The sequence below is a fragment of the Actinomadura sp. CNU-125 genome (genome assembly GCF_001942465.1).
In the GTDB taxonomy this organism is placed as follows: domain Bacteria; phylum Actinomycetota; class Actinomycetes; order Streptosporangiales; family Streptosporangiaceae; genus Spirillospora.
This window is the reverse complement of record NZ_MKJY01000603.1, coordinates 78,819-89,736: the sequence shown is the minus strand read 5'-3', so window position 1 is coordinate 89,736 and position 10,918 is coordinate 78,819. Positions and strand designations below refer to the sequence as shown.

Genomic DNA, 10,918 nt, shown 5'->3' with positions numbered 1-10,918 from the left:
CCCCGCCGCCGCGCCCCTCGAACTCCGCTCCGTGGGGCTCCCCGTTCTTCCTGGCCGCTCAACTACCTCGACGGCCTCGCCCGCCGCCTCCCCCGACAGCATCTGGATCAGCGGCGTCCAGGGCGAGTTCATGCTCCCCGGCCCCATCCCGGGCACGGGGACCAGCTACGCGGGCAACCCGGTCGTGCGGCGCTGGACGGGCGACCGCTGGGTCGAGTACGACCTCGACGGCCTGGACCGGCACGGCCGGATCAACGTCGTCCGGACCGCCGGTCCGGAGGACGTGTGGATCAGCGGCATCCGCTACCTGGACGGCTCGCCCGAGGGGGGCCGCACCAGGGAACCGTACGTCGCCCGCTTCACCGGAACCGCCTTCACCGAGGTCGAACTCCCGCCGGGCTCCGCCTCCGCCGGGCTCCATGTGCGGGACGGGAACGTCTGGCTGCAGAGCACCGGCGGCTTCTACCGCTGGACGGGCGACGCGTGGTCGCACGTCGCGCCGCAGATCATCCTCCCCGAAGACGGACTGCTGACCGCCATCAGCATTCAGGCGGACGACGACATCTGGGCGATGGTCCTGGCCGGCCGGTACGGCGATGAGCCCGTCGCGCGCCACTTCGACGGCCGGGAGTGGCGCGACGTCCCGCTCGAACCGCCGCCCGGGGGCGCGTGGCTGACCGACATCGCCGTGGTGTCGCCCACCGAGGCGTGGGCCGTCGGCACGAACCACGGCACCAGGCCCGCCACACCGGTCATCTCGCGCTGGGACGGCGCCTCGTGGCGCAACGTCGAACCGCCCGCGGGCCTCAACTCGCTCGGCGAGGTGGTCGCGGGCGAGGACGGCACGGTGTGGGCCCTCGGCCACTCCCTGAACGAGCCCGCCGAGCCCGGGCTGCTGCGCCTCGACGACGGGACGTGGCGACGGGTGCGCACGACCCCGGCACCGAACCGGAGCAACTTCAACGGGAAGGAGCTGGTCGTCGTCCCCGGCACCGGCGACCTGTGGATGCTGGGGGACGTGAACATCGGCGGGCCCATGCTGCTGACGAGCACCCCGTGATCGTGCGGGTCACGGCCGGTCCGCGGGGGCTCCGGCCGTGACCCGGACGTGCCCGCTTCGTGCTCTTTTCGCGATTCGCCCCACGGAACGGTGACGTACGCCACGTCGTCCAAGCCGCATGCGGATCGCCAGAAGTGTCAGGCAAGCGACATTCGTATTGGTCACCCTGCTCCTGGCCGGGCTGCTCGCCGGTTGCTCGTCCGGGACGGACTCGGCGGGGTCCAGCGCGCCCGCGGAGGCGCGCGACGAGGGGACGACCGGTCGGGGAGGCGCCGCCCCAGAGAAGCAGCGGAGCACGCAGAACGGCGCCCGGGAAGGCTCCGGTTCGGAGGAGTCCGAGGGGTCCGACGGTTCCGAGGGGTCCCGGGGGTCGAACGCGAAGCTCCCGGCAGCGGGCCGCGCCGTCATCTACACGTCCGAGCTCAGGGTGCGCGCGGACGACGTGGAGAAGGCCGCGAGCCGCGCCAAGCAGCTCACCACGGCGGCGGGCGGCTACGTCGGGAGCGAGTCGAGCGACAATTCCCCGCCGCGCGCCGAGGTCACCCTGCGCATCCCCGCCGAGCGCTACGCGGAGCTGCTGGGGCGGCTGGGCTCGGAGCTGGGCGAGAAGCTGTCGCTGACCCAGGAGACGCAGGACGTCACGGCGGAGGTCGCCGACGTCGAGAGCCGCGTCCGGTCGGCGAAGGCCACGCTCGCGTCCTTCCAGAAGCTGCTGGAGCGCGCCGAGTCCCTCGACGAGATCATGAAGCTCGAAGACGAGATCTCCGAGCGGGAATCGGACCTGGAGGCGCTGCAGGCCCGGCACAAGTCGCTGCAGGAGAGCACCGGTTACGCGACCCTGACGGTCACCGTGGTCGGCAAGGCGGCGCCGAAGGAGGAGCCCAAGGAGGAGGAGGGCGGCTTCCTCGGCGGCCTGAAGAACGGCTGGGACGCGTTCAGCTCGTTCGTCGGCGGTCTCGCCCTCGTCCTGGGCTGGCTGCTGCCGTTCCTGGTCACGCTCGCGGTCCTGGCCGTCCCGGTCTTCCTGCTGCGGCACCGGCTGCGCGCGCGGTTGCGCTCGTGGTCGAACCCGCGCGGGCCGCTCGCCCCGGCGGGCGGCGCGCCCGCTCCGGGCGGCACGCCCGCTCCCGGTGCCCCGCCCGCTCCGGGCGGCCCGCCTTCGGGGACGTCCGGGCCCCGGCAGCAGCCCTGAACCGGACGGGCGGACGTCAGGCCGTGTGCTCCGCGCTCGCCTCGTGGACCAGGTCCGCGAGGCGGGCGAGCACGTCCGGGTTCGTCGACGGAAGCACACCGTGCCCGAGGTTGAAGATGTGACCCTCGGCCGTACGCCCGCGGGCCAGGACGTCGCGCGCGCGCTGCTCGATCGTCTCCCACGGGGCGAACAGGATCGCGGGGTCGAGGTTGCCCTGCAGCGCCTTGCCGGGCTCGACGCGGCCGACGGCCTCGTCCAGCGGCACCCGCCAGTCGACGCCGACGACGTCCGCGCCCGCCTCGCCCATCGGGCCGAGCAGTTCGCCGGTGCCGACGCCGAAGTGGATGCGCGGAACGCCGAGCGGCTCGACCGCCGCGAAGATCCGGCGGGTGTGCGGCAGCACCGCCGTCCGGTAGTCCTGCGCGGCCACCGCGCCCACCCAGGAGTCGAAGAGCTGGACGGCGCTCGCCCCCGCCGCGACCTGCACCTTGAGGAACTCGATCGTGAGGTCGGAGAGCCGCTCCATGAGCGTGGACCACAGCTCCGGCTCGCCGTACATCATGGCCTTGGTGCGCTCGTGGTTCTTGGACGGGCCGCCCTCGATCAGGTACGAGGCGAGCGTGAACGGGCCGCCCGCGAAGCCGATCAGCGGCGTGCCGCCCAACTCGCCGACGAGGCCCGCGACGGCCTCGGACACGTACGGGACGTCGTCCGGTTCGAGCGCGCGCAGCGCGTCCAGGCCCGCCGCGTCCCGGATCGGGTCGGCGATCACCGGGCCGACGCCCGGCTTGATGTCGAGGTCGATGCCGATCGCCTTGAGCGGCACCATGATGTCGCTGAAGAAGATCGCGGCGTCCACGGCGTACCGCCGCACCGGCTGCATCGTGATCTCGACGATCATGTCCGGCCGGGTGCAGGACTCCAGCATCGGCACGCCCTCGCGCACCCGCAGGTATTCCGGCAGCGACCGGCCGGCCTGCCGCATGAACCACACGGGCGTGTGCGGCACCGGCCGGCGGCGGCAGGCGCGCAGGAACGGGCTCGAATCGTCGGTAACCAGAGCGTTGGCAGCCACGTCTGAAATGCTCCCACGAAACCCGCGCGGCCATACACCGGACCCGGTACTCGGGACGCGCGCCGCCCGACGCGCACGCCGGCCGTGCACGCCGCGAGCCCGCGTAAAGTCCGGGGGCGGCGACGCGCGTACGTCCGACGGGCGGATGAAGTTCCGGACACGCCGAGCGAAGTCCCGCATTCTGTCTCCGGCTCATGCCAACGTGATCCGTGTCATAGGTGAGGGAGGTTCCCCCTTGTACTGCTCCACCTGCGGTGATGAACGTATGTTCGAGCAGCCGCCGTGCCCGGACGGGCACGGTCCCGATTGTCCGGAGCGCGCGTGCGTCGAGTGCGGCACCGCCGTCCTCCTCGGCGGCCTGATCGACCTCGGCGGGCCCGGTTCGGCCGGCCCGTCCGAGCCGTCCGACCCGGCCGCCATCCCGCGCGCGGCACCTCCCTCGCCCGGCCGTCCGCCCGCCGCACCGCCGGTGCGTCCGGCGGCGCCTCCACGCGGGCCGTGGCCTGAGCGGCCCGGCCCCCGAGACGAAACAACCTGTGCTGTGCCTGTTCCCCCAGCGTCACCGCCCGTCGCCCCGCGCGACGGCCACCCGTCCCGGCATCACCGATCCGAGTCCCGTTCCCACGTCCAGGCCGGTGCGCCCATGACACCACCCGCCTTCCAGCGGGTCCTCGACACGTTCCACGAGATCCTCGAGGGCCCGGCCGTCCGGCCCGAGCTCGACCTCGAGGACATGCCCGCCCCGCAGCGGCTCGCGCCGCACGCGGCCGCGATGTCCGGCACCGTCTACCGCGACGACGACACCGAGGTCGCGGCCGGGCGGCTGATCATCCTGTACGACCCCGAGGGCGGCAACGGCTGGACGAACGGCTTCCGCGTCGTCGCCTACATCCGCGCCGACCTCGAACCCGACATCGCCGCCGACGAGCTGATCGGCTCCGTCGCGTGGGACTGGCTCCTGGAAGCCCTCGAACCGGTCGGCTACGCGGGCGTGTCGGGGACGATCACCCGTGCGGTCTCCGAGAGTTTCGGCGACAAAAGCGACGAACCGTCCACGACCGAGCTGGAACTGCGGGCGTCCTGGTCCCCGACCGGCGACGACGTGGCAGGTCACGTCGCCGCGTGGATCGAGGTGATGTGCACCACGGCGGGCCTGCCGCCCACCGGAGTCGCCGCACTGCCGGGCGGCCCCGGCGGCGAAGGCGGCTGAGCGACGTACGGTAGGGGGCGTGAGTCAAGCGTCCGAAACCGAGGCGGCGGGGGAGAACACGGAAATCGTGGGAATGTCCGAGACGCGCGCCACCGGCCCCGAAGGGGGATCCGGTACGCGGAAGGCGGCCGGGACCGTTCCAGACCCCACCGGCGGCGACCCTCCCGCCACCGGCACCGGAACCGGCACCGACGCGTCGAACGGCACGTCCACCGACGCGCCCGCGGCCGTCCCGCTGCTGGACCCCCGGGAGGGCGTGCCGCCCGTCGTGGGGGACGCCGCCGCGCTGGAGCGCGTCATCGCCGCGTTCGCCGCCGGGAACGGTCCCGTCGCGGTCGACGCGGAGCGCGCGTCCGGCTACCGGTACGGGCAGCGCGCCTACCTGGTGCAGTTGCGGCGGGCCGGGGCGGGCACCGCGCTGATCGACCCGGTCGCCTGCCCGGACCTGTCCGGGCTCGACGCCGCGCTCGCGGACGCCGAGATCGTGCTGCACGCCGCCAACCAGGACCTGCCGTGCCTCGCCGAGGTCGGGCTCGTCCCCCGGCGGCTGTTCGACACCGAACTCGCCGGGCGGCTGCTCGGCTACCCGCGCGTCGGGCTCGGCTCCATGGTCGAGAACGTGCTCGGGTTCCTGCTGGAGAAGGGGTACTCGGCGGCCGACTGGTCCACCCGCCCCCTCCCCGAGGACTGGCTGCGCTACGCCGCGCTGGACGTCGAGCTGCTCGTCGAGCTGCGCGACGCCCTGCACGGCGAGCTCGTCGCGGCCGGCAAGCTCGACTGGGCGCTGGAGGAGTTCGAGGCGATCCTCGCCACCCCGCCGAAGCCGCCGCGCGCCGACCCGTGGCGGCGGACGTCCGGGATCCACCGGGTGCGCAACCGGCGGGCGCTCGCGATCGTCCGGTCGGTGTGGGAGATGCGCGACAAGATCGCCCGCGAGCGGGACCTGTCGCCCGGCCGGGTGCTGCAGGACGCCGCCATCATCGAGCTCGCGCAGCAGGCCCCGCAGTCCATCCCCGACGTGCAGGCGCTGCCGACGATGCGGGGCCGCGCCGCCCGGCGGCACCAGTCGGCGTGGCTGAGCGCCGTGGCGCGCGCCCGGGAGCTGCCCGACCGGCGGCTGCCCGCCGCGAACCTGCCCGGCGACGGCCCGCCGCCCGCGCACCGCTGGGCCGACCGCGACCCCGAGGCCGCCAAGCGGCGCACCGCCGCCCGCGGCGGTCGTCGCGGCGCTCGCCGAGGAGAACTCGATGCCGTCCGAGAACCTGCTGCAGCCCGACGTCGTCCGGCGGCTCGCGTGGACGCCGCCGGACGAGCCGTCCGCGTCGGTGATCGGGCCGCGGAGCTGCGGCGGCTCGGCGCGCGCCGCTGGCAGGCGGCGCTCACCGCGCAGCCGATCGCCCGCGCGTTCCTGCGCCTGGAGACCAAAGGCGAGTTCTAGGGCGTTCCGCGGGCCCCTCCCCCGCTACAGGTCGGGGAGGGGGTCGCGGGGCAGGCTGTCGCGGTCGAAGATCTCGGCGTCGGCCGCGTTGAGGACGGCGATGTACTCGTCGTCGATCTCGAACCGCCCTCCGGCGAACTCGAAGGACGCGCCGGTGCCCGTCTCCAGCGGGCCGATCCGGGTCCCGCGCGGGTAGCTGCCCCAGACGCTCTTCGGCCTGCTGCGGCTCAGCGCGCCCGTCGTGATCACCGAGATGCGGTCGTCGGTGACCACGAAGATGAAGCCGGCGCCGCCGCCGTAGGACTGCGCGGGGAAGATGTAGCGGATCTCCCCGTCGATCCCGAGGAAATCGCGGCAGGACTTGCGCAGGATGCCTGGCACGGGCACGACGGAACACCTCCCCCGGGGGCGGGACGGCAACGGCGTTTCAATCATGCCCCGACTCGTCACGCCGTGGCCAGAGCCGCCGTCGGCGCCGACCGCGCCGCCCGCATCGCCGGATACAGTCCCGCCACCGCGCCGACCAGGAGCGTCGCCGCGAACCCGCCGCCGAGCGCCCAGCCCGGCACGACCGGCGGCCAGCCCCGGACGAGCGCGTATCCCACGGTGACGGCCGCGCCCAGCACCGTCCCCGCCGCGCCCCCGAGCGCCGACAGCAGCAGCGACTCGGCGAGGAACTGCACCCGGACCTGCCCCCGGGTCGCCCCGAGCGACCGGCGCAGCCCGATCTCGCGGCCGCCGCTCCAGCACCGAGATGACCATCGTGTTCGCGACACCCACGCCGCCGACCAGCAGCGCGACCGCGCCGAGCCCGAGCAGCACCCCGGTGAACGCGCCCGCCGCCGCGGCCTTCGCCGCCAGCGCGTCCGACGGGCGGCTCACCCGCACCTGCTCCGGGTGCTCCGGGTCGGCCGTCCGCGCCAGGGCGTCCCGGACGTCCGGCACCGCCCCGTCCGCCGCCCGCACGTAGATCGTCGTCGGACGCCCGTCGAACCCGAGGTACCGTTCGGCCGCCGCCCATCCGACCAGCGCCGACCGGTCGATCTCCGGGGCGAGCCCCGCCGGTGCCAGCACCCCGAGGACGGTGAACCACCGGCCGCCGATCCACACCCGCGCCCCGGGCCGGTCGACGCCCAGCCGCCGCGCCGCCTCCGCCCCGAGGACCGTCCCCGGATACCGCGCGTTCGCGGTGTTCAGCGCCCGCCCCGCCGCGACGTGCGCCCGCAGCGTCCCGGGCAGCCCGACGGTCGCGGCCTGCACGCCGATCCCGTGCGTGACCTCCGCGGGGATCGCGCCCGTCCGCCGCACGGTCGCGTCCACCGTGCCCGTCGCGGCGACCGACGTCACGCCCTCGATGCGGCCCGCCATGCCGGGGGCGGCGCGCGGCAGTTGCGCGTCCTGCCCGAACAGCGTCTCGCCGGGCCCGGCCGTCAGCAGGTTCGTGCCGAGCCGGTCCAGCCGCCGCAGCAGGTCCTCCTGCCCGGACGCCGAGATCCCGATCACCGCGGTCATCGTGGCGATCCCGAGCGCGACGCCGAGCGCGGACAGCACCGCCCGCGCCGGACGGGCCCGCAGCCCCGCGAGCCCCGTGCGCAGCACGTCCCCGGCCGAGAGCCGCGCGGGCGAAAGCCCCGCGCTCACCGCCCGCTCCCCGCGCGGTCGCAGCCCGGACGTCCGGTGCACGCCCCATCGCCGAAACCCGCACACACGCGACACGGCCCGGCGTCGGGGGGCGGGTGTCCGGGGCGGTCGTCGGCGGTTATACGGCCGTCGGCGACGCGTATGCGGAGGGCATCCGGGCGGCGACGTCCGGGTCGTGCGTGATGACCGCGACGGTCGTGCCGCCCCGGCCCAGGTCGTCCAGGAGGTCCAGGACCTCGGCGCCCGCGGCGCTGTCGAGGTTGCCGGTGGGTTCGTCGGCGAGCAGCAGGTCCGGTTCGCCGACCACGGCGCGCGCCACCGCGACGCGCTGCCGCTCGCCGCCCGACAGCTCGTGCGGCCGGTGGCCCGCGCGCGCGCCGAGACCCACTCGTTCCAGCGCCGCGCGGGCCCGTTCCCTCCGCTCGCCCAGCCGGACGCCCGCGTACAGGAGGCCGTCGGCGACGTTGTCGAGCGCCGGAACTCCGTCGGCGAGGTGGAACTGCTGGAACACGAACCCGATGTGCCCGGCCCGCAGCGCCGACAGCGCCCGGTCCGGCAGGTCCGCGACGGGGTGCCCGGCGATCGTCACCGCGCCCGCCGTCGGACGGTCGAGCGTGCCGATGATGTGCAGCAGCGTCGACTTCCCCGAACCGGACGGCCCCACGATCGCCGCCGGTTCGCCCCGCGCGATCGTCAGGTCGACGCCCCGCAGCGCCGCGACGCCGCCCGGGTACTCCTTCGTCACCCCTTCGAGTTCGACGATGTTCATTCCGCGGGCACCCCCACCTTCGTGCCCGCGCGGAGCCCGCCGCCGGACACCTCCACGCGTCCGCCGCCGAACGCGCCGGCCGTCACCGGCACCACCCGTGTCCGCGCGCCCTCGACGACCTCGACGCCGAACCCGCCGGGCACCGCCAGCAGCGCCTCGACCGGCACCGACAGCACGTCCGCGCGCCGCTCGCCCGCGAGTTCCACGCGCACCGGCGCCTCGTCGAACCGCCCGTCGTACTCGACCGCGATCTCGACGTCGACGGTCGTGTCCTCCCCGTGGCTCTCCGCGACCGCCCCGACCTCGGCGATCGTCCCCTCGACGCGCGTCCCGCCGGGCAGTTCCACGGCCGCCTTCGCCCCCTTCCGCGCGAGGTCCTGCCGGTCGGCGTCCAAGTCCACGTGCACCATCCGCTCGGTCCCCGACACCGACAGGACGGGCTTGCCCTGCGCCGTCCGGCCGCCCTCGGGCGCCTTCACCTCGCGGACCCGGGCGGCCCCGCCGAGGAACACGACCTGCGCGGCGTCGACCGTCCCGGTCTCCGGCAGGCCCCGCTCGTCCTGCCAGTCGCGCACCGCCGCGCCGGTCGCCGCGGTGAACTCGCCGTCCACGGTCATGTCGGAGCCGTGGCCGAGCGCCTTCAGGTTCTCTTCGAGCATCCGGACGTCCTTGCCTTCCGCGCCCTGCGCGAGCTTCCGGTACATGGGCGCGGTCCCGTACATGAGGGTCACCGGACGCCCGTCGACGCGGAGCAGCGTCTCCCCGCGGCCGATCGCCGCGCCCTGCTCGGGCGCCCACGTGACGACGCCGCTCGCGCCCGTCCACACGGACGTCACGTCCGCGTACGTGAGCGTCCCGTCCACGGTCTCGGTGTCGACGAGATCGCCCCGCACCACGGGTGCCGTCGCGGGCGCGGCCGTCCGTCCGGCGCGCGTCTCCCCGCCGTCGGCCGCCTGCACGACGCGCCGCCCACGGCCACCGCCCCGGCGACGGCGCCCGCGACGGGCCCGCCACCACGACGACGCGCCTCACCGGCCCGTCTCCGGCACCAGGTCGCGGCAGGCTTCCCGCGCCTGCTCGGCCTTCCCCCGGTCGACGTTCCCCTCGGGCATCCGCAGCGTCCCGTCCGGCCCCGGGTCGGGTATGTCGACGCCGTGCTCCCGCATGCACTGCGCGAACTTCGCGTACTGATCGCGCACCTCGGGGTCCGCGAGGTCGGGGAGCACTCCCCCGTCCTGGAGGAACGACTGGCACTTCTGCAGCGCCTTCTCCAGCCTTCCCCTGTCGATGCCCTTGCCGAGCCGCGTCCCCTCGGCGTCCCCGGCGCCGGGGTCCGGCACGTCGGCCCCGTTCTCGCGCATGCACCGCGCGAACTCCAGCTGCGCGTCCTCGGCCGACATCGACCGCGACGGCGAAGTCTTCGCGCCCTCGTCTCCCCCGCACCCGGCGAGCCCCGCGAGGCCCAACCCGACGGCCGCCGCCACCGCGGCGACCCGAATCCGACGATCCATGACACCCTTCCCGCCGCCGCGCCCTGCGGCGGCCGAAGCCATGGCACACGCCGGAGGGTTAAACCCGTGTCAGCCGCATAGGGTGCTCGGGTGATCGAAGTGCCGGAGGCGTTCGCGCGGGGGGACGATCGCGCGCGAGGGGGAACCCGGGGCGGCGTGGCTCGCCGACCTGCCGGGGATCGTGGACGAACTGCTGGGCCGCTGGGGGTGCGCGCCGGACGGCGACGTCGTGCACGGGGGCGTCGCGGTGGTCGTCCCGGTGAAGCGGGCTTCGGGGACGGCGGTGCTGAAGGTGTCGTTCCCGCACCCGGGCAACGTCCACGAGCCGGACGCGTTCGCGGCGTGGGGCGGGCGCGGTGCGGTGCTCCTGCACGAGCGCGCCGACGAACGGTTCGCGATGCTGCTCGAACGGGCGGGGGCGTCGACGCTGGCCGACGCCGGGGACGGCGACGAGATCGTGACGGTCGCGGGGCGGCTCGGCCGGCGGCTGGCCGTCCCGGCGCCGCCCGGCCTGCCCCGGCTGAGCGAGCGGGCCGGCGAGTGGGACGCGGACCTGCGCGCGGACGCCGCGGCGCTGCCGCACACGATGCCCCGCCGTGTCGTGGACGCGGCGCTCGCGACCGTCCGGGAGCTCGGGCGGGAGCAGCCGGACACGCTCGTCCACGGCGACCTGCATCCGGGGAACATCCTGCCCGCCGATCGCGAACCCTGGCTGGCCGTCGACCCGAAGGGTCACGTGGGCGATCCCGCCTACGACGGCGGCACGCTGCTCAAATCGCGCGCGCTCGCATTCCTGGAAGCGGACGACCTGCCCAAGGCCGTCGAACACAACCTGAACGTTTACGCCGATGCAGCGGAACTCGACGTCGAGCGTGTCCGGCGCTGGGCGCAGCTCCATGCCGTCCAGGCCGCCTTCCACGGACGGCGCCACGGGTTCGGCATCGGCCGCGACGGGCCGCTGGTCGACCGGCTCACCCGGTTCGCGGACCACCTGGCGGAATTGCTCACCCGACGCGCTTGAC

General features: G+C 75.0%; 9 protein-coding genes and 2 pseudogenes. 5 read left to right on the top strand and 6 right to left on the bottom strand.

Translation table 11 applies throughout. The features are described 5' to 3' along the window. Nucleotides 1-1,060 (top strand): hypothetical protein (locus tag BJF79_RS56945; protein WP_262403748.1); only part of this gene is annotated, 1,060 nt, incomplete at its 5' end. Between the two features lie 157 nt (nucleotides 1,061-1,217). Further along, nucleotides 1,218-2,252: a DUF4349 domain-containing protein gene (locus tag BJF79_RS50300; protein WP_075907604.1), complete on the top strand. Its 1,035-nt coding sequence runs from the start codon at nucleotides 1,218-1,220 to the stop codon at nucleotides 2,250-2,252. Between the two features lie 16 nt (nucleotides 2,253-2,268). Here BJF79_RS50300 and hemE read toward each other — a convergent pair whose 3' ends face one another. Then, a complete protein-coding gene (gene hemE / locus BJF79_RS50295; RefSeq protein ID WP_262403753.1) occupies nucleotides 2,269-3,285 on the bottom strand; it encodes a uroporphyrinogen decarboxylase in 1,017 nt (338 codons plus the stop codon). A 685-nt stretch (nucleotides 3,286-3,970) separates the two neighbouring features. On the opposite strand from hemE, the gene BJF79_RS50290 reads away from it, so the two are divergent. After that, entirely contained in the window at nucleotides 3,971-4,537 is a 567-nt protein-coding gene (locus BJF79_RS50290) for a DUF3000 domain-containing protein (protein ID WP_075907603.1), read from the top strand. Nucleotides 4,538-4,772: 235 nt separating this feature from the next. Beyond that, a pseudogene (locus BJF79_RS50285) lies at nucleotides 4,773-5,975 on the top strand (HRDC domain-containing protein). Between the two features lie 446 nt (nucleotides 5,976-6,421). Here the strand turns inward: BJF79_RS50285 and BJF79_RS66320 are convergent. From BJF79_RS66320 to BJF79_RS50260, 5 genes and pseudogenes are all read right to left on the bottom strand, one after another. Then, entirely contained in the window at nucleotides 6,422-6,658 is a 237-nt protein-coding gene (locus tag BJF79_RS66320; RefSeq protein ID WP_316043603.1) for an ABC transporter permease, read from the bottom strand. A gap of 298 nt (nucleotides 6,659-6,956) precedes the next feature. Continuing rightward, nucleotides 6,957-7,487: pseudogene (locus tag BJF79_RS66315) on the bottom strand (ABC transporter permease); the annotation flags it as partial. A gap of 247 nt (nucleotides 7,488-7,734) precedes the next feature. Next, entirely contained in the window at nucleotides 7,735-8,385 is a 651-nt protein-coding gene (locus tag BJF79_RS50270) for an ABC transporter ATP-binding protein (protein WP_075907601.1), read from the bottom strand. Further along, entirely contained in the window at nucleotides 8,382-9,344 is a 963-nt protein-coding gene (locus BJF79_RS50265) for a peptidoglycan-binding protein (protein WP_075907600.1), read from the bottom strand. Before BJF79_RS50265 ends, BJF79_RS50270 begins: the two co-directional genes overlap by 4 nt. Nucleotides 9,345-9,413: 69 nt before the next feature. Further along, on the bottom strand, nucleotides 9,414-9,896 hold the full coding sequence (locus BJF79_RS50260) for a hypothetical protein (RefSeq protein ID WP_075907599.1): 483 nt from the start codon (nucleotides 9,894-9,896) through the stop codon (nucleotides 9,414-9,416). A 181-nt stretch (nucleotides 9,897-10,077) separates the two neighbouring features. On the opposite strand from BJF79_RS50260, the gene BJF79_RS50255 reads away from it, so the two are divergent. Further along, a complete protein-coding gene (locus BJF79_RS50255) occupies nucleotides 10,078-10,917 on the top strand; it encodes an aminoglycoside phosphotransferase family protein (RefSeq protein WP_262403747.1) in 840 nt (279 codons plus the stop codon). Nucleotide 10,918 lies beyond the last annotated feature (1 nt).

Excerpts from the sequence above, each read along its gene's own strand:
- BJF79_RS50290 (WP_075907603.1), top strand. The coding sequence starts at position 3,971 with ATGACACCACCCGCCTTCCAGCGGGTCCTCGACACGTTCCACGAGATC.
- BJF79_RS50270 (WP_075907601.1), bottom strand. The coding sequence starts at position 8,385 with ATGAACATCGTCGAACTCGAAGGGGTGACGAAGGAGTACCCGGGCGGC.
- BJF79_RS50260 (WP_075907599.1), bottom strand. The coding sequence starts at position 9,896 with ATGGATCGTCGGATTCGGGTCGCCGCGGTGGCGGCGGCCGTCGGGTTG.